General features: G+C 64.1%; 20 protein-coding genes. 7 read left to right on the top strand and 13 right to left on the bottom strand.

Translation table 11 applies throughout. From position 1 onward, the window contains the following. Positions 1 to 13 precede the first annotated feature (13 nt). Both nhaC and AN189_RS10920 read left to right on the top strand, forming a co-directional pair. Positions 14 to 1495 (top strand): Na+/H+ antiporter NhaC, encoded by a 1482-nt coding sequence (nhaC, locus tag AN189_RS10925; protein ID WP_056035457.1) that lies wholly within the window; start codon positions 14 to 16, stop codon positions 1493 to 1495. A gap of 77 nt (positions 1496 to 1572) precedes the next feature. Continuing rightward, positions 1573 to 2052: a pyridoxamine 5'-phosphate oxidase family protein gene (locus AN189_RS10920; RefSeq protein WP_056035454.1), complete on the top strand. Its 480-nt coding sequence runs from the start codon at positions 1573 to 1575 to the stop codon at positions 2050 to 2052. Between the two features lie 105 nt (positions 2053 to 2157). On the opposite strand, the gene AN189_RS10915 is transcribed toward AN189_RS10920, so the two are convergent. The 5 genes from AN189_RS10915 to AN189_RS10895 all read right to left on the bottom strand — a co-directional run bounded on the left by AN189_RS10915 (position 2158) and on the right by AN189_RS10895 (position 7606). Then, entirely contained in the window at positions 2158 to 2625 is a 468-nt protein-coding gene (locus AN189_RS10915; protein WP_056035451.1) for an Hsp20 family protein, read from the bottom strand. A gap of 155 nt (positions 2626 to 2780) precedes the next feature. Next, positions 2781 to 3581 (bottom strand): serine protease, encoded by an 801-nt coding sequence (locus tag AN189_RS10910; RefSeq protein WP_056035448.1) that lies wholly within the window; start codon positions 3579 to 3581, stop codon positions 2781 to 2783. A gap of 61 nt (positions 3582 to 3642) precedes the next feature. Further along, entirely contained in the window at positions 3643 to 5028 is a 1386-nt protein-coding gene (gene glcF, locus AN189_RS10905) for a glycolate oxidase subunit GlcF (RefSeq protein ID WP_056035445.1), read from the bottom strand. Then, positions 5028 to 6113: an FAD-binding protein gene (locus AN189_RS10900; protein ID WP_056035442.1), complete on the bottom strand. Its 1086-nt coding sequence runs from the start codon at positions 6111 to 6113 to the stop codon at positions 5028 to 5030. The genes glcF and AN189_RS10900 overlap by 1 nt, the downstream gene beginning before the upstream one ends. A gap of 59 nt (positions 6114 to 6172) precedes the next feature. Beyond that, positions 6173 to 7606, bottom strand: a complete 1434-nt coding sequence (locus tag AN189_RS10895; protein WP_056035775.1) for an FAD-linked oxidase C-terminal domain-containing protein — start codon at positions 7604 to 7606, stop codon at positions 6173 to 6175. Positions 7607 to 7710: 104 nt separating this feature from the next. On the opposite strand from AN189_RS10895, the gene AN189_RS10890 reads away from it, so the two are divergent. Next, entirely contained in the window at positions 7711 to 8064 is a 354-nt protein-coding gene (locus tag AN189_RS10890) for a hypothetical protein (protein ID WP_056035439.1), read from the top strand. Here AN189_RS10890 and AN189_RS10885 read toward each other — a convergent pair. From AN189_RS10885 to AN189_RS10870, 4 genes are all read right to left on the bottom strand, one after another. Beyond that, complete coding sequence (locus AN189_RS10885; protein ID WP_056035436.1) at positions 8061 to 10145, bottom strand: hypothetical protein; 2085 nt, start codon at positions 10143 to 10145, stop codon at positions 8061 to 8063. The genes AN189_RS10890 and AN189_RS10885 overlap by 4 nt on opposite strands. A gap of 76 nt (positions 10146 to 10221) precedes the next feature. Beyond that, a complete protein-coding gene (locus AN189_RS10880) occupies positions 10222 to 12987 on the bottom strand; it encodes a DUF4159 domain-containing protein (RefSeq protein ID WP_056035433.1) in 2766 nt (921 codons plus the stop codon). A 60-nt stretch (positions 12988 to 13047) separates the two neighbouring features. Next, a complete protein-coding gene (locus AN189_RS10875; RefSeq protein ID WP_056035427.1) occupies positions 13048 to 13920 on the bottom strand; it encodes a DUF58 domain-containing protein in 873 nt (290 codons plus the stop codon). Next, the gene (locus tag AN189_RS10870) at positions 13917 to 14921 is read right to left on the bottom strand and encodes a MoxR family ATPase (RefSeq protein WP_056035426.1); all 1005 of its coding nucleotides are present in this window, start codon (positions 14919 to 14921) and stop codon (positions 13917 to 13919) included. The genes AN189_RS10875 and AN189_RS10870 overlap by 4 nt, the downstream gene beginning before the upstream one ends. Positions 14922 to 14980: 59 nt before the next feature. Here AN189_RS10870 and AN189_RS10865 point away from each other — a divergent pair, with 59 nt between their 5' ends. Further along, the gene (locus AN189_RS10865; protein ID WP_056035423.1) at positions 14981 to 15580 is read left to right on the top strand and encodes a DUF1285 domain-containing protein; all 600 of its coding nucleotides are present in this window, start codon (positions 14981 to 14983) and stop codon (positions 15578 to 15580) included. A gap of 37 nt (positions 15581 to 15617) precedes the next feature. On the opposite strand, the gene AN189_RS10860 is transcribed toward AN189_RS10865, so the two are convergent. From AN189_RS10860 to AN189_RS10845, 4 genes are all read right to left on the bottom strand, one after another. Beyond that, a complete protein-coding gene (locus AN189_RS10860; protein WP_172794898.1) occupies positions 15618 to 16730 on the bottom strand; it encodes a sensor histidine kinase in 1113 nt (370 codons plus the stop codon). A gap of 117 nt (positions 16731 to 16847) precedes the next feature. After that, complete coding sequence (locus tag AN189_RS10855) at positions 16848 to 18326, bottom strand: NAD-dependent succinate-semialdehyde dehydrogenase (RefSeq protein ID WP_056035772.1); 1479 nt, start codon at positions 18324 to 18326, stop codon at positions 16848 to 16850. A gap of 111 nt (positions 18327 to 18437) precedes the next feature. Then, on the bottom strand, positions 18438 to 19400 hold the full coding sequence (locus tag AN189_RS10850; protein ID WP_301281452.1) for a P1 family peptidase: 963 nt from the start codon (positions 19398 to 19400) through the stop codon (positions 18438 to 18440). Between the two features lie 2 nt (positions 19401 to 19402). Continuing rightward, the gene (locus tag AN189_RS10845; protein ID WP_056035414.1) at positions 19403 to 19885 is read right to left on the bottom strand and encodes a hypothetical protein; all 483 of its coding nucleotides are present in this window, start codon (positions 19883 to 19885) and stop codon (positions 19403 to 19405) included. A gap of 176 nt (positions 19886 to 20061) precedes the next feature. Between AN189_RS10845 and AN189_RS10840 the strand changes: the two genes are divergently transcribed. From AN189_RS10840 to AN189_RS10830, 3 genes are all read left to right on the top strand, one after another. Next, positions 20062 to 20862, top strand: coding sequence for a L,D-transpeptidase (locus AN189_RS10840; RefSeq protein ID WP_056035411.1), 801 nt, complete (start codon positions 20062 to 20064; stop codon positions 20860 to 20862). Positions 20863 to 21002: 140 nt separating this feature from the next. Further along, on the top strand, positions 21003 to 22082 hold the full coding sequence (locus AN189_RS10835; protein ID WP_056035769.1) for a hypothetical protein: 1080 nt from the start codon (positions 21003 to 21005) through the stop codon (positions 22080 to 22082). A 6-nt stretch (positions 22083 to 22088) separates the two neighbouring features. Next, complete coding sequence (locus tag AN189_RS10830) at positions 22089 to 23213, top strand: hypothetical protein (RefSeq protein ID WP_083484356.1); 1125 nt, start codon at positions 22089 to 22091, stop codon at positions 23211 to 23213. Positions 23214 to 23226 lie beyond the last annotated feature (13 nt).

The following is a 23226-nucleotide window of genomic DNA, read 5'->3' as shown; positions in this document are numbered from 1 at the left end:
AACAGGGGATACCATGACCACGACAGACAAGAATCTGCCGTCGCTCGGTTTGGCGTTACTGCCAATTCTGATCACGCTGGGCCTGCTGGCCCTCCAACTCTTTTACTACGGTGATTTTACACCCCACATTCCGCTGATCCTGGGCCTTGCCGTTACGGCATTGTTGGGCCGTCTGCGGGGACAAGGCTGGTTTGACATCCGTGAGGGCGTTTTCCACGTCATTCACGTGTCGATGCCGTCATTGGCGGTCCTGATTGTGGTGGGTATGATCATCGGGGTCTGGATCGCGTCCGGCACGGTGCCGACGCTGATCTACTACGGTCTGACACTGCTCAATCCGTCGATCTTTCTTGCAGCTGCCATGATCCTGTGCGCGGTCGTGTCCCTGTCGCTGGGCACCAGCTGGGGCACGGTGGGCACCATCGGTCTGGCGCTGATGGGGATCGGCGCAGGTTTTGACGTGCCGGTCTATTGGACGGCTGGTGCCGTCGTGTCCGGCGCGTTCTTTGGTGACAAGATTTCGCCGCTGTCGGATACCACGAACCTTGCGCCTGCCGTGACCGGCACGACGGTGTTCGATCACATCCAGAACATGCTGCCGACAACCGTGCCTGCGATGCTGATCGCGCTGATCATTTATATCGGTGCCGGTTTCATGCTGATGGGCGAGGGCGAGACATCCTTTGCTGCGATTGACGCCATCACCACGGGTCTGGACGAGCGTTTTGCCATCGGCATCGTGCCGTTGCTGCCCGCGCTGATCGTTGTCGCTCTGGCCCTGAAGAAACAGCCGCCGCTGCCGTCGCTGTTTGCAGGTGTGCTGGCGGGTGGCCTTGTCGCCATCTTTTGGCAGGGCAACGGTCTTCATGACGTGTTCACCTATGCGCAGTCCGGCTATGCGATCGACACCGGCATTGCCGATATCGACAGCCTGCTGAACTCTGGCGGCATCCAGTCGATGATGTGGACGATTTCGCTGATGCTGATTGCGCTGGGCTTTGGTGGTGCGCTGGAACGCACGGGCTGCCTTGAGTCGATCATCAATGCGATCACCGCGCGCGTGCGCAGCTTTGGTGCGGTGCAGACCTCTGCCATCGCGACCAGCTTTGCCACGAACATGGTGGCGGGCGATCCCTACATCAGCATCGCGCTGCCGGGTCGCATGTATGCGCCGCTGTATCGCGGTATCGGGTATTCCACGTTGAATCTGTCCCGCGCGGTCGAAGAGGGTGGCACGCTGATGTCGCCGCTGATCCCGTGGAATGCGGGTGGTGCCTTTGTCATCACGGCGCTGGGTCTGGGCATCATGGACGGCAATCTTGAAAACCTGCTGTACATCCCGCTGGCCTTTGCCTGCTGGCTGGCCCCCGTGATCGGCATTTTCTACGCACTGACCGGGCTGTTTTCGCCACGCGCAACCGACGCGGAACGCGCAACGTGGAAAGAACAGAACGAAGACGTCAAGGACATGGACGGTCACGCCCTGACGGCATGATCTGACACCGGGACGGCGGCGGAACATCTGCCGCCGTCCCCGCGTTTTGTCACTGAACACCGCAACAGGAGACAGTGATGACCGACGCAAAAACAGACTTTTGGGACCGGATCGACGATGTGCAAGCCGGAATGCTCGGCCTGACCGACAACGGCAAGCTGGTGCCGATGTCACCTACGCTGCGCAAGGCGCGTGACGGCAAGATTTGGTTCATCGCAGCCGATGGCACGGAACTGGTCGACAACACCGACAGCCAGGGCAAACCAGCCCGTTTCGTGGTCGCTGATGCGAAGAGCGGACTATACGCCAATATCGAAGGCACACTTGAACTGGTGCAGGACGCGGCCATCCGCGACGAACTCTGGAGTGTGGTCGCAAGCGCCTGGTTCGAGGGTGGCAAGCAGGACGACGACGTGCGTTTGCTGTGCCTGACGCCGACCCTCGCGGGGTGCTGGTTCAGCACCACGAACCCGCTGAAATTCCTATACGAGATCGGCAAGGCGAATGTGACCGGTGCCGAACCCGATCAGGGTTATCAGGCCGATCTGACATTCTGACCGGCGCACATGACCTGTAACGGGCGATCTGCGATCCGTAACAGGTCACGGACAACAAAAAAGGCGGGCCAGAACGGCCCGCCTTTCCTCATCCACGGTCAGTGTTCAGTTGACCGATTTCGCATCCACCACGTCGGTATCGGTGGCAGGTGATTTTGCAATCGCGATGCGGCGCGGCTTCAGCGCCTCGGGGACCTCGCGCACCAGGTCGATGTGCAGCATGCCGTCCACATGACTGGCACCTGTCACGCGCACATGGTCGGCCAGATGGAAACGACGCTCGAACGCGCGGGTCGCGATGCCGCGGTGAAGGTATTTGCGGGTCTTGTCGTCATCAGCCTTGCGGCCGGTCACAACAAGGTTGCGATCGTTGACCTCGATCGACAGGTCATGGTCCGAAAACCCGGCAACCGCGATGGAAATGCGCCACGCGTCGTCGTCGGTCTTTTCAATATTGTAGGGGGGATAGGTCTGGCTGCCCACGTCAGAGGCAAGCGCCCGGTCCATCAGTTCCGCGATCTGGTCAAAGCCGACGGTCGCGCGATACAGGGGGGTAAGGTCGAAATTTCGCATGTCAGGTCATCCTTTTGTGCAAGCGACAACATTGTCAGGCCGCCCCGTTCGGGCCCGGCCATTGGTGAGCGCCACGACCCTGATAGGCATCGTGGTGGAGTTTATTTGGGAAACACCTGCCCGGCGTTCAAGAGTGCAGGCCGTTGAAACGGTCCTCAGGGACGGACGAATTTTGCACCCGTGCCGTCGCGGGTGCCCACACCAACAGTGCGCGCGACGGGCACGGGTAACGCACCGACCCCGCGCGCATGTGCGTCCAGCAGACGCGCCAGCGGGTCCGCAAGCGATGTGCCCAGTGACACGTCGCGCGTGCCCGAACGCCCCTTGGCGGAAATGACGGACACGATGCGGGGCGTGCCACCGTTCATCCAGAACACCGGCGATCCGCTGGCCCCGAAATCGGCCGAACAGCTCATCACCACGATCCCGCCCTGGCGGTCCAGAACCTCGCAGACTTCTTGCAGGCTGGGCACATTGGCGCGCCCGTTGGCATAGGACACCACGCCGACCTGCGCGCCCGCCTGGGGTTCGGTGGCCAGCGTGAACGGTGTCACCCGCCCCTGCCGGATCGGGCGGTCCAGTTCCAGCACCGCAATATCCACTGCAACCGCATCGTTCTGCGGTCGTTCTGATCGGTGGATGTAGTCGGGATGAGCGGTGACGCGCAGAACGCCGCGCGTGGCCTCGGCCCGTCCATCGCGCAGGCCCGCCAGAAACGTGAAACGCTCTGCTGCAATCGGGCTGCCGTCGCTGTCATACAGACAATGCGCGGCTGTCAGGATCAGCTTTTCCTCGATCAACGAAGCCGTGCAGAACCCGCCGCGATCCACGTCCAACCGGCCGACCGCTTCCCAGCCGCGCCCGGTGTCGGAGGTTTCCAGCGCCATCAGGCTGGTATCCTGCGCAGACAGCGGTGATGCCAGCAGTGACAGGATCAGGGGCAGGGTCAGGCGCAACGGTCGGTCCTTTCGGTTGCGGGGTAGGGTGGCACCCGCGCATGGCGACACTATGACCAGATCAGCGCAGCTTTGGCACCACCGGTGTGGCCGGATCACGCAAAAGCGCGGGCGGCCGTGGCCCACCGGTCGCCCAGTCCAGCAGTTCGACCGTGTGCACGATGGGCGCACCCGCCGCCGTCCCGATCTGCATCATGCAGCCGATGTTGCCCGCCGCGACGATATCGGGCTGCAATGCCCGCAGGGTGGCGACCTTGCGATCCTTGAGCTGTCCCGCGATTTCAGGCTGCATCAGGTTATAGGTTCCCGCCGATCCACAGCACAGGTGACTGTCGGCCGGTTCCAGCACGGTGAAGCCCGCACGTTTCAACAGCGTCTTGGGGGCCGCCTTGATCTGCTGTCCGTGTTGCAGAGAACAGGCCGCGTGATAGGCCACGCGCAGCCCGGTCCCGACGGCAGTGGATTGCGCAGGCAGGCGTGCTGCATCCGTTCCCGCGATCGCGCCCTTGGCCACGTTCAGATCCAGATGCGGGCTGTCAGCGGGCATCAGGTCCAGCAGAACCTCGCTTACGTCGCGCGCCAGGGCAGAGACCCGTGCCGCATCCGCAGCCAGCGCATCATTGCGGAACATATGGCCGTAATCCTTGACGGTTGTGCCACAGCCAGAGGTATTGACGACAATCGCATCCAGATCACCCAGCGCCGTCCAGGCGCGGATATTGCGCGCGGCAGAGGCGTGGGATTCGTCCTCTTTGCCCATGTGATGCGTCAGCGCACCACAGCAGCCCTGACCGTCGGCGATCACGACCTCGGCCCCCAGCCGCGTCAGCAGCCGGATGGTCGCGTCGTTGATGTCGGTGTTCAGCGCGCGCTGGGCACAACCTGTCATCAAGGCGACCCGCATCCGGGGTTCCGCCACGGCAAAGGTCTGGGGGTCGTCGTTGCGGCTGACAGGCGGGATCACGTCAGGGGCCATCCGCAGCATCGCGCGCAGACGCGGATCAGGCATGAACCGGGCAAAGGGCCGCGCGATCCTGGCCCCCAGCAGCGCCAATCGGAAACGCCCCGGATAGGGCAGCACCCGCGCCAGCACCCAGCGCAACGCGCGGTCCGACAGGGGGCGTTTGTAGTTGGTATTGATGTAGGCACGCGCATGATCGACCAGATGCATGTAATGCACCCCCGAGGGACACGTCGTCATGCAAGCAAGGCAGGACAGGCAGCGGTCGATGTGCTTGACGGTCGTGGCATCGGGGACACGTTCGTTTTCCAGCATATCCTTGATCAGGTAGATGCGCCCGCGCGGGCTGTCCAGCTCATCCCCCAGCACCTGGTAGGTCGGGCAGGTCGCGGTGCAAAACCCGCAGTGCACGCAGGCGCGCAGGATCTGGTTGGACCGCGCCGTGGCCGGATCACGCAGTTGCGCAGGGGTAAAGGTCGTCTGCATCAGCCCATCACTCCGGGGTTGAGAATTCCGCGTGGATCGAATTTTGCCCGCAGACCCGCGCTGATCGCCGCCAGCGGTGCCGGTTGCGGCTGGAACCGGGGCAGGGGGCCAAAGTCCCCCTTGATCCCCGTGGCATGGCCGCCGATCTCGGCGCAGATCGCCTGCGCCTGTGCCAACAACGCCGCCTGTGCACCGCCCAGCCAGATCAGACCACCGCTCCAGTCCAGTTGCACCTTGTCCACGCCATCCATCCGCGACAACAGCGCAGCCGCTTGCGATGGTCGCACCGACACGCGCAGGACGACGGGACAATCGCCCAAACCCGTCACGTCGCGCAAATCTGCCCAGGGATCACCGCCGTCATCAAGGCGCAGCAAATCGCGCAACTGCCCCGCACGGTAGCGGACACTGTCGTCAAACCCTTCCACCCGCACATGGACGCGAAACCCGTCACCATCCTGCGCGGCCGCGGCACCCGTCACGTCATAGGGCGAACCCAGCGCATCCGACATCACCGTGACCGCCGCTGCCGCATCCGGCACAACCGTGGTCAGGGTCGCGACCCGTTCGGGCAGCGGCAGCACCTTGAGCGATACTTCGGTCAGCACGCCCAACGTGCCGTAGCTGCCCGCCAGCAGCTTGACCAGGTCATAGCCCGTCACGTTCTTCATCACGCGACCGCCGTTTTTCACCACGGTGCCGGACCCATCGACAAATCGGACCCCCAGCAGATGATCGCGGCAGGCCCCCACCTGTATCCGGCGTGGCCCCGACGCATTGGTCGCCACCACACCGCCGATGGTTGGCACGCCCGCCGTCCCCAGCAACGCACGATGATCCATCGGCTCGAACGCCAACTGCTGCCGTTCCGCCACGAGCGCGGCTTCGATCTCGGCCATCGCTGTGCCGGCTTTGGCCACCAGCGTCAGTGCGCCGGGTTCATACAGTGTGATCCCCGACAGTCCCGCGACAGACAGTGCCTCATTGCCCCCGCCCTGCGCGCGTGTTCCACCACCGCGCACGGCCAGCGGCCCTTTCGCCGCCCGCACAAAATCAGCAACATCATCTTCGGTTTGCAGGGTCATAGGTCTTCTTCTGGTCAGAAATATCCCGGAGGTTTGGAGGCAGCGCCTCCAAGGTGGCCCTAGGCCGCCCGGTGCGCGGCACTCGCATCAAGGGGAAACACCTTGGCCGCGTTCAACAGCCATTTGGGATCAAACACATCCTTTACAGCCATCTGCGCTGTCAGGTCGGCGGGGGCGAACTGCACCGTCATCAGGTCGCGTTTCTCGATGCCGACGCCGTGCTCGCCGGTCAGGCAGCCGCCCACCTCGACACAGAGCTTCAGGATCGCGGCCCCTAGTGCCTCGCATAGTTCCAGCTGGCCGGGGGTATTGGCGTCATACAGGATCAGCGGATGCATGTTGCCGTCACCTGCGTGGAATACATTCGCGACGTCCAGACCGTATTCTCGCGACAGCGCGCCGATCCGGTCCAGCACGCGTGGCAGCTCTGTGACCGGAATCGTCCCATCCAGACACATGTAGTCGTTGATCTGCCCCATCGCACCGAACGCCGATTTGCGTCCCAGCCAGATGCGGGCCGCCTCGTCCGCATCGCGGGCCTCGCGCACCTCGACCGGGTCATGGCGCTGGGCAATTTCACTGATCAGGCCCAGCTGATGGTCGATCTCGGCGTCCGAACCTTCGACCTCGACGATCAACAGCGCCTCGCAGTCGGGGTAGCCTGCCTTGGCAAAGGCCTCGCAGGCGACGATGCAGGGCCGGTCCATGAATTCGATCGCGACGGGCAGCACGCCCGCCTTGATGATGTCGGACACGCAGGCCCCGGCGACGGCGTTGCTGTCGAACCCGATCAGCACGGGGCGCGCGCCCTCCGGCTTGGCCAGAATGCGCAGGGTCGCCTCGGTCACGACACCCAGCTGGCCTTCTGATCCGCAGATCACCCCCAGCAGATCCAGCCCGCCCGCATCCAGATGCCCGCCGCCCAGTTCCACCACGGTTCCATCCATCAGCACCAGTGTCACGCCTAGCAGGTTGTTGGTCGTCACGCCGTATTTCAGGCAATGCGCCCCGCCGGAATTCATCGCCACATTGCCCGCAATCGCGCAGGCCAGCTGGCTGCTGGGGTCGGGTGCGTAAAAAAATCCGTCTGCCTCCACAGCGCCGGTGACGCTCAGGTTCGTGCGGCCTGACTGCACGCGGATGATCCGGTCGGCATAATCGGTTTCCAGCACCGCGTTCAGCCGTGCCACGCCCAGCACAACCGAATCCGCCGTCGGCATGGCCCCACCGGCCAGCGATGTGCCGGACCCGCGCGGGACGACCGGCACGTCCATCTCGTGACAGATGCGCAGCACGTCCGATACCTCTGCCGTGGTTGCTGGCAGCACCGCAAGCAGCGGCGAGCATTTGTAGGCCGACAGCCCGTCGCATTCATAGGCGCGGGTTTCCGCCAGATCGTCGATCACGGCGTCCGCGGGCAAAACGGCACGCAGGCGCGCGGCAAGCGCAGCCTTCAGCGCCATGACCTTGGCGTCGGGGGCAGGCATATGCATGATGATTTCCTCCTGACCAAAGCCTACGGCACGACGCATGGCCCTGACAAGCGCGCCCGCATCACCTAACCTGCGGCCAACCGCCCCGACACAGGACCGCCCCGATGCACAAGATCACGTTTTTGATCCTCGGCCTCGCGACCCCCGCGCTGGCCGAAGCCCCCGTTATTGCCGCAGCGCAGGTCGCACGTGACGAGAGCGCGTGGCGTTTCGACGTGACCCTTTCCCATCCCGATACGGGCTGGGATCATTATGCCGACGGTTGGCGGGTCGAGGATGCGGATGGCGCAATCCTCGGCACCCGAACGTTGCTGCACCCGCATGTCAATGAACAGCCCTTTACCCGGTCACTTGGCAATGTCGTCGTGCCGCCGGACCTGACAGAGGTTTTCATCCGCGCAAAATGTTCGGTTGACGGCTGGTCAACCGATACAATGTCCATCGCCCTGCCGGATTAGGGCTTGCGTCGCTTGGCGCCGCGTCCTTCCAGCAGCCAGGCCCCGATGACCAACAGCGCCGCCAGGATCAGAAAGGCCCAGGCGGGCAGGATCGGCGCGATGGAAATATCGGCCGTGCGGTAGGCCTCGCGCGGGGTGATGCCCAGCCAGCCGCGTCCCGCGGCGGGGCGACCGGCCCGGACGCTGCGGATATCGATATCGCCATCCGACACCAGCACGGTGCCGCCATTGGTGGCGCTGATGGTCTCGTCCATAACGTCACCGGTGGCGATGGTCTGCTCGAATTCACGCGGTGCAGCCGGCCCCAGCGCTATCACCGTGTCCAGCGTGCCATCCGTCAAACGATAGAGCCCCGTTTCAGGTGCTTCCCACAGCGTCTCGAAACGTCCGGGGCTGACCTCCTCCAGCGTCAGGGTGACCTCTGAACCATCCGGCCCGGTCACCACGATATCGCCGGGTGCATCTTCCAGCGTGCGCCGGATGATGCGCATGGTCTGGCCAGAGGGTTCGACCCACAGGGCTTCTTCTTCCAGCTCGGGTTCCTTCATCATCCAATGGGCGAGGCGGCGCAGCAGTTCGGCCTGCGGACCACCGCCTTCGTAGCCACGATCCCACAGCCAGCTCTGATCGCTGGCCAGCAGCGCCACGCGCCCCTCACCGATCCGGTCCAGCGTCAGCAGCGGGCGGTCGTCCAGCCCTGTCATCAGGACCTCTGCACCCTCGGGCACGGTGGTATCCACCAGCCGGAACCAACGCCCCCAACCGGGGCCTTCGCCGTCGGTGCCGGGCGACATCGCCTCCAGTCCGGCGGTCACCGGATGCCGGTCGCCCAGGTCGGTGACCTGCGGCACATAGCCTTCCTCAAAGACCCGTGCCGTAGGCGCACCGGGCAAGACCGTCTGCAATGGCGAACGAAAGATACTGTCGACGCTGCCGTATTCGGGACCAGAGGACACCAGCACGGCACCGCCCTCGCGCACGTAATTGGCGATGTTTTCGAGATACAGCGACGGCAGGATGCCCCGCCTGCGATAGCGGTCGAACACGATCAGGTCGAAATCCGCGATCTTTTCCATGAACAATTCGCGCGTGGGAAAGGCGATCAGCGACAACTCGTCCACGGGCACGCCGTCCTGCTTTTCCGGCGGGCGCAGGATTGTGAAATGCACCAGATCGACACTTGCATCCGCCTTGAGCAGGTTACGCCAAGTGCGTTCACCCGCATGGGGCTCGCCACTGACCAGCAGGACGCGCAACCGGTCGCGGACACCGTTGATCTGGACCACGGCGGCGTTGTTGCGGTCCGTCAATTCACCATCCACCGTCGGCGTCTGGAACTGAAGCACATTCATCCCGCCATGCGGCAGGTTGACGGGCAATTCGATGTCGCGCCCGATCGGCACCTCAAAGGGCAAGGGCGCGCCACCATCAATGCTGATGTTCAGCGGCACCGACACGACCCCCTGGGGGGCCGCCCCCTGATCCTCGATCCGCACGGTCAGCGTCACTGGCTCGCCCAGAATGGCAAAGGCCGGGGCATTGGCCACCACCAGACGCCGGTCCCAGTCGTCGGGCTGGCCCGTCACCAGCGCATGCAGCGGCGCAGGCAAGGGCGGGGTGCGGTCCATGTCATGCACACGCCCGTCCGTAATCATCAAGATACCGGCAATACGGCCCTGGGGTTCCTCGGCCATTGCTTCGGTCAGCGCGGTCATGGCCTGCGTGCCGGCGTCGCCCTCACCGTCGCTGACGGTCACGATCCGCAATTCGGTGTTGTCCATGCCGGCAATCTCGGCCTGCACATTCGCGATGGCCGCGGCCGACTGGTCCGGTCTGTCGCTGATCCGCTGGCTCGCACTTTCGTCGACCACCAACATCACGATATCGCTCAGCGGGACCCGGTCCTCTTGGCTCAGTGCGGGGTTCAGCAAAGCGCCCAGCAGGGCAAGCCCCGCCAAGCCGCGCAACCACCAGCCGGGCAACCGCCGCCAGACCGCCAGCAGCACGGTCGCCAGTACAAGCGCGCCGACACCGTAAATCGCCACCATCGGCAACAGTGGATCAAGGACAACGCTCTGCATTAATCCACCCTGCTTCTTCTGGTTAAAAATATCCCCGCCGGAGGCATCCTGCCCTCACAACACATGCGCCAGATGTTCATTGTCCCAGCCTTTCCAACAGGTTGGGCACATGGACCTGGTCGGATTTATAGTTGCCGGTCAGCACATGCATGATCAGGTTCACGCCAAACCGATAGGCATATTCGCGCTGTGTGTCGCCCGCGCTGCCACGACCCACGGGGAACATCGGGTCACCGAACTGGTCTACGGCCCAGGCCCGTGCCCAGTCGTTGCCACCGATCACGACGGGCGTCACACCGTCGTTGAGGTTGCGAAACGGCATGCCCTCGGCCTGTTCGGCGTCCGGGGGGGCGGCCTCGACCCAGACATCACGACTGGCGGTGCGACCGGGGAAATCCTGGATCAGGTAGAATGTCCGCGTCAGCACGTGGTCCTCGGGGATCGGTTCCAGCGCGGGAATGTCCAGCGACATGGCGATGGACTGCAATTGCCGCCCCTCGGGGCTGGACGATCCGAATCGTGCCGTATCCGCGTCGCGGGTGTCGAACAGGATCATCCCGCCGGACCGCAGATAACGGTTCAACTTGGCGTAGGCCTCGCGCGAGGGCAGCGCCTGGCCGGGTGTCATCGGCCAATAGAGGAACGGAAAGAATGCAAGTTCGTCGGTTTCGATGTTCAGGGCCGTCGGTGCGACAGGCTCGATCGAGGTGCGGCGGAACAGCACGTCGGACAATCCCCGCAATCCGGCCTCTGATACCTCGTCGATTCGCGGATCGCCGGTGGTGACATAGGCCAATGACACGGCCTGCGTCGCCGCGATGGCAAATTCATCGGCATCCTGTGCGCGCGCATCCTGCGGTGTGGCGATCATCAGGGCCAGCAACACGGCCGCGGCCACATCGGCGCGCGGTCCGCGCAAACGGCCGCCCACGGCCAGCGAGGCGATCACGTCAATCGCCAACAGCGCGAGTGCGGCGGCGATCAGCCAGCCCTTCAGCGGCAATTCCTGCGCGATATCCAACCCTTCGACCGGGATACGGGCGGGCCACTGCGCCGTGGCGAGCGTTGTATCCGCATCAGCCACGTTCACCGCAATCTGCGTCTCGTCAAAGGCGTATAACCCCGGTGGCAGATCAGGCCCGACGGTGCCTGCAGCCAGCGCCTCACCGGGCACACCGGCCTCGGTCGTGGCATCCGTCAACTGGCCAAAGGCGTCCAGCCGTGCCTGTGGTAGCCACACGGTGCCCTCCAGCGCTTCGGCTTCGGGTGTCGCGGGACGCGTTGAAACCGCAAGGCGTTCCAGCATCTGCACAAAGAGTCCCGACAACGGCAGGGACGACCATTCGGCATTTGCCGTGACATGCATCAAGACGACCTGACCTTGGCCCAGCGCCTTGCGCGTGACCAAGGGGGTGCCGTCCGCCAGCCCCGCGATCACGCGATCGGCCAGTGTCGGGTCGGGTTGTGCCACGACCTGCGCCGTGACGCTCACGTCTTGCGGGATGGCGAGGCCGTAAAAGGGTGATCCTTCGGGAAAGGGGGCCAGCGCCTTAGGTTCGCCCCAGCTCATGGCGCCGCCGATGCTGCGGCCACCGGCCCGCAGCCGTACGGGCAGCAGCGGGTCCTCGGTCATGCGGCCCACGTCGGATGCGGCCAGCCGTGGTCCGGCAAAGCGCAGCAGCAATCCGCCGTTTTCCACCCATATCGCGATGTCGTCCGCCTCTGACGCGGACAGGTTTGCCACATCGGCCAGCACGATCACGTCCGGGTTGGCCAGCAAAACATCCTCTAGCGTGCCGTCGATCAGGTCCGCGGTCGGTTCCAGCGCCTCGCGCAGGTAATACAGCGGCGACAGCAGGTCGAGGCCCTCGGCCTCGCCGCCACCGGCAATCAGCGCGACCTCGCGGCGACGCAGGGCGTCGTCGGTCAGCGTCACGGCACCGGCAGACCGCACGCCTGCCACCGCAAAGCGCGTGATGCGATTGCGCAGCTCTGCCGGCAGGGACAAGAGCGTTTCGCCCACAGCTTCGCCTGGCGGAATCTCCATGTTGACGGTGGCAAGGACGCGTTCGGTGCCGGCGGGGTCCAGCCCGATGGCCTGCACCGGCACGCTTAGCGGCAGGCCGACTGGCGTGCGTGCGGCGGACAGCGCGATATTGCCGTCGGCAAATGTGGCAGGCCGCAGTGCGACGGTGGTGCGCGGAGTCTGCACCACGCGCACCGTGCCGCGGGCCTCGAATGCGGCCAGCATGTCGCGGCGTGTGTCGCGTGCCAGACTGTCAGACAGCCATAGGGTGTCGAAACGGCCATCCAGCGCCTGTGCAAGCGCGGCAAGGGCCTCTGCGTCAGGTTCCCAAGGCGCGGGTTGCAGGTTGGGCAGGGTCTGTGCTGCGGCCTGCGCCGGTTGGAAATCGGGCATCTGTGCGGGCGGTGCGGTCAGCGTCATTATGGCGGCAGGCCTGCCTGACCGGGCTGCATCGTCCAATGCGATCCGCGCGCGGTCGATCCGCGCGGGCCAGTCGCGTGCGTCGGCCCATGTGCCGTCCAGAACCACCAGCAGCGGCCCGTCGCCGCCCTGATCGTCCTGGGGGTTCAGCACGGGACCGGCAAAGCCCAGGATGATCGCGGCAACAGCCAGCAGCCGCAGCAGCAGCAGCCACCAGGGCGTGCGGTCGGATTGTGCATCCTTGTCGGTCAGTCCCAGCAGAAGGGCCACACCGGGAAACCTGCGCCGCACGGGGGCCGGTGGTACGGCGCGCAGCAACACCCACAGGATCGGTAGCGCGATCAATCCCAGCAGCAGCCAGGGCGCAGTAAAGGCAAGAGGGCCGATGCTAAACATTGCTGATACCCCGGGGGCGCTGCCCCCGGACCCCCGGGATATTTTCGACCAGAAGAAGTGTCATATGGGCTGCTCCATTGCAGCATAGAGCCACAGGAGTGCCTGTGTTGCGGGCGCGTCCGTGTGCTGGGTTGTAAACTGCCAACCGGTCGTGCGCGCCAGTGCGGTCAGGCGGTCCTTGCGTTCGGCCAGGCGGTCCAGATACCGGTCGCGCAAGTCTCCTGCCTTGAGCGTTTCATGACGCAAGCCACCGGTCATGGATTCAAAGACCGTGCGTCCGTCGAATGGAAAGGCCTCTTCCTGGGGATCGAGGACCTGGACCAGCGCACCGCGCACGCCGCGATCGGCGGCGCGGGTCAATGCGGTCTCGATCGGGGCCAGGTCGGACAGGAAATCCGACACGAACACCGCGCGGCTGTGCGGGACCATGCCGCGCGCCTCTGGCAGGGCGTAGTCACTGGGGTCGTCCTGCGACAGCAGCGCGGCCATCTGCGCGATCTGGGCGGTGCCCCGACGGGGGGGCAGGGCTGCCCCGGTCAAGCCGACCCGTTCGCCGCCGCGGGTCAGCAGGATTGCGCAGGCCAGCGCCAATGTGCGGGCCACGGTCGATTTCTGCGCGATTGCCGGTGCAGATGAAAACCGCATCGACGCGCCCTGATCGACCCAGAACACGACCGATTGCGCGATCTGCCATTCCTTGTCCTGCACGAATGCCCCGTCGGATCGGGCTGATCTGCGCCAGTCGATGCTGCGGGCACTGTCGTGGCTTTGCGCCGGGCGATATTGCCAAAAGGTGTCGCCCGTGCCTGCGCGGCGTCGGCCGTGATCGCCCAGGATCACGGTGCTGGCCAGGTGTTCGGCCGCGGCCAACAGTGGCGGCAGCGCACTGGCGCTGGCCTCTGCCCGGGCGCGAAGGGCGACGGGATCATTCATGCGGCGGCGGCTGTCCGGGTGATACCGGCTGTGACATCGTCGATCAGCGCATCCAGATCGACCCCGCGCGCGCGCGCCGCAAAGGACAGCGCCATGCGATGTTTCAGGACAGGTCCTGCCATCGCGCGCACATCCTCTGGCGTGGGGGCAAGCCGGCCTGACAGCAGGGCTTGCGCGCGCACACACAGCATCAGCGCCTGGGACGCGCGCGGGCCGGGACCCCAGCTGACCGCATCGTTCACGGCAGCGGCGGCATCGGGTCCGGGACGGCAGGCGCGCACCAGGTCGAGGATCATTTCCACGATCCCGTCGCCCACCGGCATCCGGCGCAGCAGGTCCTGCGCCGCAAGCAGTTCGGCGGCGGTGAATACGGCGGTGGATTTTGCATCCTGCGCCCCGGTGGTGGCGATCAGGATGTCGCGTTCGGTCTGACGGTCGGGGTAGGGCACGTCGATCTGCACAAGGAACCGGTCCAGCTGCGCCTCTGGCAGGGGATAGGTGCCTTCTTGTTCGATCGGGTTCTGGGTGGCCAGCACGTGAAACGGCGTGCCCAGCTTGCGATGGGCACCGGCGATCGTGACCTCTTTTTCCTGCATGGCCTGCAAGAGCGCGGATTGCGTGCGCGGGCTGGCACGGTTGATTTCGTCGGCCATCAGCAGTTGGCAGAAAATCGGTCCTTCGATGAAGCGGAACGCGCGGGCACCGCCTTCGCCGGTTTCCAGAACCTCGGACCCCAGAATGTCGGCCGGCATCAGGTCGGGGGTGAACTGAATGCGGTTGCCGTCCAGCCCCATGACCGTCGACAGCGTGTCGACCAACCGCGTCTTGCCCAGTCCGGGCAGGCCGATCAACACGGCATGGCCGCCGCAGATCAGCGCGGTCAAGGTCAGGTCCACAACCCTGTCCTGTCCCAGAAAACGCGCCGCAATCGAACTGCGGGCCTGCGCCAGCTTGTCGCCCAAATCCTCGATCCGTGCCACCAGGTCGTCCGTATCCGCCATGACAAATCATCCCTTACCGCTATATCCGAGCATAACAGCACTTATCGCGGAAGACCCCAATGACAAACGAGTCCGGTCCACAAAAGAACGTGACCCCCAGCCCCGAAGGTCTGGCAGAGGCCGCGAACAAGGCGCAAAAAGCAGGCGGTCTGCCGCCGGTCGATCAATGGAATCCTGATTTCTGCGGCGATATCGACATGCGGATCGCCCGTGACGGGACCTGGTTCTATGAGGGCACGCCGATCGGCAGAACCCGACTGGTGCGCCTGTTTTCAACGATTCTGAAACGCGAGGGTGACGCCTACTTCCTTGTGACTCCGGTGGAAAAGGTCGGGATCACGGTCGAGGATGCGCCATTCGTCGCGATTGATGTGGACCGGCAGGGCGACAATCTGGTTTTCACCACGAATGTCGGTGACCGCGCGGTGGCTGGCCCCGATCATCCCATCCGCATGGCGCGTGACCCCCGGACGGGCGAGCCGTCGCCCTATGTGCTGATCCGTCGCAACCTCGAGGCGCTGATCGACCGCAAGAGTTTCTATCGTCTGGTGGATATGGGCGAGGTCAGCCTGCACGACGGCGCGGACTGGTTCGGTGTCCGGTCTGGTGGTGTTTTCTTTGGCTTCATGCCTGCGGCAGAGCTTGTGGGTCTGGAATGATCTGCAAGGCGCGCGCGCCCCGGGCCTGGGGCTGTTTTCAGGTCGGATGATTTGCCGCGACCGGGGTAAATGTCATCGAGACGCGGTATCCGTCGTCCTGGCCCGCGCGGTCCAGCGTAGCGGCGATCTGCTGGGCCGATGCATCCATGATCCGCTGCCCCAGGCTGGTCATCGCCGCAACCTCGGACGGCGTGTCGGTCTTGCCCACGCCATTGTCGGCACAGCACAGCCGGACAGACCCATCCGGTTCGTACTGGAACGAAATGCTGATTTCGCCCGCGCGATTGTCCGGAAAGGCGTGTTTGATCGCATTGGCGACACATTCCGACAGCACCACGGCGACCGCCGTTGCCTCGGCCGAGGACAGCTCGAAATCGGCGATCTGTGAGGTGACACGCACGTTTTCCGGGCAGGTCTGGGACAAATGTGCGAGGATTCCGGACAGGAACGGTTTCATCCGGACACGGGCCACGGCGCTGGACTGGTGCAATTCCCGGTGCAGGGCCACCACGGCGGTCAGACGCCGGTCCACGGCGGCAAAGGCTTCGGTGGCGACAGGGTCGGACACCTTGCTGGCGTAGATTCGAATGAGAGATTGCACGGTCTGCAACGAATTCTTGACCCTGTGGTCCATCTCGCCGCGCAGGATTTCCTGATTGCGCAGGGTGCGGCGCAGTTCCAGCTGCGACATGACCTGATTGGCAAGGGTGCGCAGGGCGGTGCGCTGGAATTCCGTCAGTTTGCGCGGTTTGTTGTCCAGAACGCAAAGCGTGCCGATCGGCAGACCTTGCGGTGTGCGCAATTGCACGCCCGCGTAGAACCGCATGCCGTGCTCTTCGACGATCAGCTGGTTGTCCCATGTGCGCGGATCGTTCCGCGTATCCTCGATTTCCAGCAGGTCGTCCTGCAGGATCGTATGGCCACAGATCGCGTTTTCACGCGGTGTGCTGTCGTTGTCGGTGCCGACACTGGCCTTGAACCACTGACGGTCCTTGTCCAGCAGGGACATCAGGGACACCGGCGTTTCACAGATGCGCGACGCCAGCTCGACGATATCGTCGAAATCGGATTCCGTCGGTGTTTCGATCATGCCGTAGGCGTCAAGCGCGCGCAGGCGTTGATCTTCGTCCGGGTGCAGCGGTGCCTGCATTGTCTGAATTCCTGTCCACCGGGTCAGCGTACCCATCCCGGCAGCTTTATTTGACGCACACGCCGCATGCAATCCGCATGGGTCGAAAGCGGCGGTGCGCCGCTTTCGACCCATGGATCAGATCGCTGTGCAGATGTATTTCATCTCGAGGTAGTCCTCGATGCCGTGATGGCTGCCTTCGCGGCCCAGACCAGACTGCTTGACCCCGCCAAAGGGTGCTACCTCGGTGCTGATGATGCCCGTATTCACGCCGACGATGCCGTATTCCAGCGCCTCCTGGACCTTGATCACGCGGCTCAGGTCCTTGGCGTAGAAATAGCTGGCCAGACCAAAGATCGTGTCGTTGGCCATGGCGATGACCTCGTCCTCGTCCTCGAATGCGAACAGCGGCGCAAAGGGGCCGAATGTTTCCTCGGTGGCGACCTTCATGTCCTGCGTGGCCCCGGTGACGATGGTGGGCTGGAAAAACTGGCCGCCAAGCGCGTGCGGCTCACCGCCCAGGATCACTTTGCCGCCCTTTTCGACCGCGTCCTTCATGTGCTCGCGGACCTTGTCGATGGCCTTGGGTTCGATCAGCGGGCCAAGGTCGGTGCCGTCCTTCAGTCCATCGCCGACCTTCATTGCGGCGACCGCATCGCGCAGCTTGCTGGCGAATTCGTCATAGACGCCCTTTTGCACGTAGATGCGGTTCGCGCAGACGCAGGTCTGACCGTTGTTGCGGAACTTGCACGCGATGGCCCCCTTGACGGCTTCGTCGATATCGGCGTCGTCAAACACGATGAAGGGCGCGTTGCCGCCCAGTTCCATCGAACATTTCATGACCTGATCGGCGGCCTGTTTCAGCAGGATACGCCCCACCTCGGTCGATCCGGTAAAGGTCAGTTTGCGCACCGCGTGGTTTTCGCAGAATTCCTTGCCCACGCCAGAGCTGTCGTCGGATGTCACGACGCTGAACAGACCCTTGGGGATGCCGGCCTCTTCGGCCAGTTTGCCCATCGCCAGCGCCGACAGCGGGGTCAGCGATGCGGGGCGCACGACGAAACCACAGCCCACAGCCAGCGCCGGGGCAACCTTGCGCGCGATCATCGCGTTGGGGAAATTCCAGGGCGTGATCGCAGCCGCCACACCGATCGGTTGCTTGATCACGGTGATGCGCGCGTTTTCCTGATGCGCGGGGATGGTTTCGCCGTAGACGCGCTTGGCCTCTTCGCCGAACCATTCCACGAAACCGGCACCATAGGCGACCTCGCCACGGGATTCGGTCAGGGGTTTGCCCTGTTCGGCGGTCATGATGATCGCCAGGTCCTCTTGGTTGGCCATCATCAGGTCATACCATTTGCGCATCACGCCAGCGCGGTCCTTGCCGGTGCGTTTCGCCCAGGCGTGGCGTGCGCTGTCGGCTGCCGCGATGGCGGTGGCGACCTCGTCCCGGCTCAGGTCGGGGACGGTCGCGATCACATCGCCGCGGGCGGGGTTCACCACGTCAATGGTCTTGCCGGATGCGGCATCGACCCATTCACCTGCCACATAGGCCTTTTGGCACAACAGGTCGGGGCGTTTCAGCTGGGACGCAAGGTCGGTGGTCTGGTCAAGCATGGTCGTTCCTTTCGGACGCGCGTTTCGGTTGCTTTGCATATAGAGCGCGCGGCCCACGGGGGAAACCGGAACTCTGCATACGGCGCTGATCCGGTGCGCCCCATCGGGCGGCTAGGATCCGTGGCGGCGGGCGTAGGTCGGCAAGCTATCGCGGGGATCGGATGTGGCATGATAGATGCCGCGCGCAATGGCGCGTGCCATGACGGCCGCGGCCGCATGACCCAACAGGGCCGCATCAGGCGCGGGCCTGTCCCCCTGTGACAGCGCAAAGATCAGATCACCGTCCATCGGCGTATGGCTTGGGACCAATGCACGGGCGAACCCGTCATGCGCGGCCGTTGCCAGCCGGGTGCATTGCGCCTGCGTCAGGGCCGCGTCGGTCGCGATGATCCCAAGCGTGGTGTTGCGACTGGCCCCTTTCATCGCGGGGCGGCCTTGCGGATAGGTCAAAGCGGGGCCGTGACCGCCGAATTCGGTGCCGATTTCCCAAGGTGCGGCCCAGAAATGCGGGGTCTCGCCCACCGTGGCAGAGCCCAGGGCATTGACCGCGACCAGCGCCGCCACGGTCGTGCCGTCGTCCAGCCGGACAGAGGCCTGCCCCAGCCCGCCTTTCAGGGTGGCCGTCGTCGCACCCGTTCCCGCGCCGACGCTGCCCAGTCCGGCACCATCGCCCGCAGATTCCAACGCCCGCACCCCCAGTGCTGCATAGGGATTGACGTCCCACCCCTTGTCCCCGCCATTCAGAAGGTCGAACAGGATCGCCGCCGGCACGATGGGCACCCGCTGGCCGCCCACGTCGAACCCGCGCCCTGCGGCGCGCAATGCATTGGCAACACCGGATGCCGCATCCAGCCCCAGCGCCGACCCACCCGACAGCACCAGCGCATCGACGTGTTCAACCAGTTTATCAGGGGCCAGCAAATCAGTCTCGCGGGTGCCGGGGGCACCGCCCATGACATGCACGCCGCAGACAAAGGGCGCGGCGGCGGTCACGACTGTCACCCCCGACATGATCATGTCGTCCTGCGCATGCCCGACCCGCAGGCCGGCAACATCGGTCAGCAGGTTGCGCACCCTCAGACCGCCACCATGATATCGCCAAGGTATGTCAGGTCGGCCGTGTCATCCAAGTTGTATGGCAATCCGCCGAACGCCAGTTCGGTCAGGATGATCAGTGTATTGTCCCCCGACAGCCGCAACAGCACGTCGTCCACGCCCTCGGGGTCCAGAAACTCTGCCAGTCGGGCCGGGATATCGTCGTGCACGGCCTCGACCTGTGCATCGTCGACAAAGGCACCCGACAGTTGCTGTGTCAGGGCGCTGGGCAGTTCCGTGCCGGGCGGCGACAGGCAAAACGCTTCTGCCGCGGACTGACTGTCGAAATGCGCGCCGAACAGATGCAAACGCATCTGACCTTGCGGTGCAGGGGCAGGGCGTGTCGGCTGCGCGATACGGGTGCTCTCTGACGGGATCAGCCGGGCTGCGTCCCGCAAGCCGCGCCGGGCCAGGTATCGCAGCAGTCGATTGAACAGGCCGGACAGCGTCATCTGATCCACCATTGCATGATTTTTGGGCAATAAGCGCGTTGCATGGCCTGACAGTGCCGCGCAGCCGCACCCAAGGCAAGCCACCGGGTAAACGACGTGTGAGGAATTGAAACCCGACGGCTTGGCGATTTGCCTATCCCGCCGGGGATGTTAAAGAGATTAAAACCTAAAATTTGGTGATTTGGAAAATGAGCGCATATTCGTCCCTGTCTCGTCGTGCCTTTGGGTCCATGCTGCTGGCATCGACTGCGGCAGCCTGTGCCCCACGCGTTCCCGAAATGCCGGTGCCTGTCGCACCGCAGTTCCTGCCGGAATATCCCCCCCTGCGCGATGCGGGTTATGACCTGCCGGCGATTCCGATCGAATATACCCAAGGCATCAATCGCCGCATGGAAGGCGTATATACCGGCGAGGCACCGCGCGGGTCCATCGACGTCGATCCCTACGCCAAATTCCTGTATCATGTGAAAATGGACGGCACCGCGACGCGTTATCCCGTGGGCGTCGGCCGTCAGGGTCGCACCCTGTCCGGGCTGGCCACGATCCAGCTGAAAAAGGCCTGGCCGGGCTGGACGCCCACCGCAAACATGATCCGCACCGAACCCGAGGTGTACAGCGATTTCCGCGGCGGCATCCCCGGCGGCCTGCGCAGCCCGCTGGGCGCGCGCGCCCTGTATATCTACCGCAACGGACGTGATACGTTCTACCGCGTGCACGGCACCAACGATCTGGAAAGCATCGGCAATTCCGGTTCCGCCGGGTGTATCCGCATGTTCAACCAGGACATCATCCACCTGTACAACAACGTGACGACGCCGATGACCATCAATATCCGGTCCGAGGCTGAATCCCTGCGTGTCGATCCAGAGTATTTCAACCGGGGTGTCGAACTGCCGCCAAAGATCATCAGTGCGGACGAATTGCTGGGACCAGAGGCCGTGTCCTCTGACCGCGAACCGCTGCGGGACGAACTCGCCAGCAACTTCTGATTGCGACCCTTCGGTCACGCCGCCTGACAAAGACGGCGTGACCCGCGCGACACGCTTGGTCCGCGCCCATGCTTTGCCTAACTTATGCCCGACTGATGGGCTTGGTGTCCCTTCGGCGCACACAGGCAGGGGACAAGGGCATGGCGACTTTTGATCAGCAAATCCAGGACAGTCAGGCGCAGGTCGCGGCCGCGCAATCGCAGATTGCCGAAATGACCGCGCGCATCGAACGCGCACGCGCCGATCTGGGCAGCGACGCGGCGATTGATCTGGAAAACGCAACGCTGGACGACGTTCACGCCCAGACCGACCTGATGAACGCCAATATCGCGGAACTGATCATGGGGCTGGACGATGTGACCGCCGGGTTCAGCCGCGATTTCGACGAGATGCGCACGAAAACCACCACGGAAAAACTGATCGGCTTTTTCTCGCGCGGCAAGGCTGATTCGATGCGCGAGGAACGCATCCGGCAGGCGTCGATCGACGACAAGCTTCAGGACCTGATTTCCAAATCCGACGTCATCACCCGCCTGCTCAAGGGGCAGCTGACCATGTTGGAGGATCAGAAAACCAAGGTGGACAACAACCTGCAAGGCACGCTGACAGAACGCGAGGCGACCGTGGCCGAACTGGAATCCGTCCGCGCGGAAATCGCGGGCATGGACCCCGCGATCATCACACTGGAAAACAAGATTGCGGTCGAACAGGACACGCAGGCCCGCACCAAGCTGGAAAGCGAGCTGGCCCAGCTGAACACCCGCTACAACGAACTTGTGCAGGCCGAGCAGGTCCAGCTGGCCAAATCCCAGACGCTGGAACGCTACATCGAAAAGGGCAAGACCTGGATCGACAGCCTGCAAAACCAGGCCGCCACGCAGATGGTGCTGATCAACAAACTGGAAACCGACACGCGTCAGCGGGTCGTGCTGTATGATGCGCTGTCCAAATCGCTGAAAACTGCGCAGCAACAGGACGTGGCGCACCGGATCAACGAGATCGGCGTGAAAACCGATCAAGAAGCGCAGACCGCCATGGCCGCCATCGGGGCCGCGACGAACAACCGGATGGCCGACATGCTGGAGGCGCACGGCGATCACATGGTCTTTGCCCGCGACATTCTGGAACAAAAGGCAAAGGCCGATGAGAGGTTCATGCGCCGCTTTGCCCGGATTGCGGAAAAACACGATTCCAACCGCTACGGGCCGCAGGACGTCTAGGGCGTCATGTCGGCGATCACGGCACCACTGGACCATTTCAAGCTGGAGGACACGCGCGTCACCCGGCGCTATTTCGCCAAGTTTCACCGCATCACGCGGCATCTGACCCGTGTCGCCGCGACCTTGCAGGCCGAAGGCGGGCTGGATCGCACAGAGATCAGCGCCATCGTCAGCTACCTTGCGGGGTTGAACTACAGCTTTACGGCCTTGTCGCACCGTTATCACATGGCGGGCCGCGTGCCCCACGCGGGTCAAATGACCATCGACCGCATCGAGAGCGGTTTTCCCGTCCATGCGGAACTGATGGACATGGCAGCCGATGCGGCACGCGCGGCAGCCGACCTGGCGGACATGCCCTCCGTGGCCGACCTCAAGGGGGCGATGGTGCGCCAGATTACCGGCGATCTGACCATTCCGACCGATCTGCAATTCACCCTCGCGCGGCGGCTCTATCTGGAAGAACTCGCCAGGGGGCGGCTGTTCTTGCCGCGCAACGATCCGCAATCCGTCTATGTCGCGACCGCCGCCAGCGGGCGGCGGCGGTTTCTGATCCATTGGGCCGTTTATGACAGCGAGGTCAATCTGCCCGTCATCTATCTGATGGATGTCGAGGACAGTGGCCGCACGGCCCTGCCCAAGGACGACCGCCGCTGGCCGCAGGCCCGCGCGCATCTGATGGCGCAATCCCTGACCGGGTTGAAACTGCTGACCATCGCGACCGGGTTCGATCAGGATTTCGACGACCTGCATCCCGTCCGCCTGCGCCGGTTCCACATCGGGCCGATGTATTCGCATGCCTTTACCCGGCAATCGGGGCCACTGCGCGATGTGCTGGCCGCGGCCAACAGCCCCGAAGGCGATGACTGGGCGCTGGTCTGGACCGAAGAAGACCTGGTGGCCGACCGGGTGGAACGCGTCAAATCCGGCTGGTTCGGCACGGTGGAGAGACAGATCTTTGCCCAAGACCCCTTTGCCGGGGGGGCGCTGGACCGGGGTGCCAGCCGGATGGAACGCAGCCTGATCCTGCCAGCACGGCCCTATCAGGCCCTGGCCGACGCGCGACCTGCGGGGTTCGCGGATGTGGTGAAATACGTGGTCTCTGACGATGGTCGCGTGGTGCGCAGACGGTGAGTGCGGATGCCTC

The sequence above is a fragment of the Loktanella sp. 3ANDIMAR09 genome (assembly GCF_001420005.1).
Taxonomy (GTDB): Bacteria; Pseudomonadota; Alphaproteobacteria; order Rhodobacterales; family Rhodobacteraceae; genus Loktanella.
Note: the sequence above shows the minus strand (reverse complement) of the source record. Positions and strands in the feature narration are given on the sequence as shown.

Coding starts and splice junctions, on each gene's coding strand:
- nhaC (WP_056035457.1), top strand. CDS start 14: ATGACCACGACAGACAAGAATCTGCCGTCGCTCGGTTTGGCGTTACTG.
- AN189_RS10920 (WP_056035454.1), top strand. CDS start 1,573: ATGACCGACGCAAAAACAGACTTTTGGGACCGGATCGACGATGTGCAA.
- AN189_RS10915 (WP_056035451.1), bottom strand. CDS start 2,625: ATGCGAAATTTCGACCTTACCCCCCTGTATCGCGCGACCGTCGGCTTT.
- glcF (WP_056035445.1), bottom strand. CDS start 5,028: ATGCAGACGACCTTTACCCCTGCGCAACTGCGTGATCCGGCCACGGCG.
- AN189_RS10900 (WP_056035442.1), bottom strand. CDS start 6,113: ATGACCCTGCAAACCGAAGATGATGTTGCTGATTTTGTGCGGGCGGCG.
- AN189_RS10895 (WP_056035775.1), bottom strand. CDS start 7,606: ATGCATATGCCTGCCCCCGACGCCAAGGTCATGGCGCTGAAGGCTGCG.
- AN189_RS10890 (WP_056035439.1), top strand. CDS start 7,711: ATGCACAAGATCACGTTTTTGATCCTCGGCCTCGCGACCCCCGCGCTG.
- AN189_RS10885 (WP_056035436.1), bottom strand. CDS start 10,145: ATGCAGAGCGTTGTCCTTGATCCACTGTTGCCGATGGTGGCGATTTAC.
- AN189_RS10880 (WP_056035433.1), bottom strand. CDS start 12,987: ATGTTTAGCATCGGCCCTCTTGCCTTTACTGCGCCCTGGCTGCTGCTG.
- AN189_RS10875 (WP_056035427.1), bottom strand. CDS start 13,920: ATGAATGATCCCGTCGCCCTTCGCGCCCGGGCAGAGGCCAGCGCCAGT.
- AN189_RS10870 (WP_056035426.1), bottom strand. CDS start 14,921: ATGGCGGATACGGACGACCTGGTGGCACGGATCGAGGATTTGGGCGAC.
- AN189_RS10865 (WP_056035423.1), top strand. CDS start 14,981: ATGACAAACGAGTCCGGTCCACAAAAGAACGTGACCCCCAGCCCCGAA.
- AN189_RS10860 (WP_172794898.1), bottom strand. CDS start 16,730: ATGCAGGCACCGCTGCACCCGGACGAAGATCAACGCCTGCGCGCGCTT.
- AN189_RS10855 (WP_056035772.1), bottom strand. CDS start 18,326: ATGCTTGACCAGACCACCGACCTTGCGTCCCAGCTGAAACGCCCCGAC.
- AN189_RS10845 (WP_056035414.1), bottom strand. CDS start 19,885: ATGGTGGATCAGATGACGCTGTCCGGCCTGTTCAATCGACTGCTGCGA.
- AN189_RS10840 (WP_056035411.1), top strand. CDS start 20,062: ATGAGCGCATATTCGTCCCTGTCTCGTCGTGCCTTTGGGTCCATGCTG.
- AN189_RS10835 (WP_056035769.1), top strand. CDS start 21,003: ATGGCGACTTTTGATCAGCAAATCCAGGACAGTCAGGCGCAGGTCGCG.
- AN189_RS10830 (WP_083484356.1), top strand. CDS start 22,089: ATGTCGGCGATCACGGCACCACTGGACCATTTCAAGCTGGAGGACACG.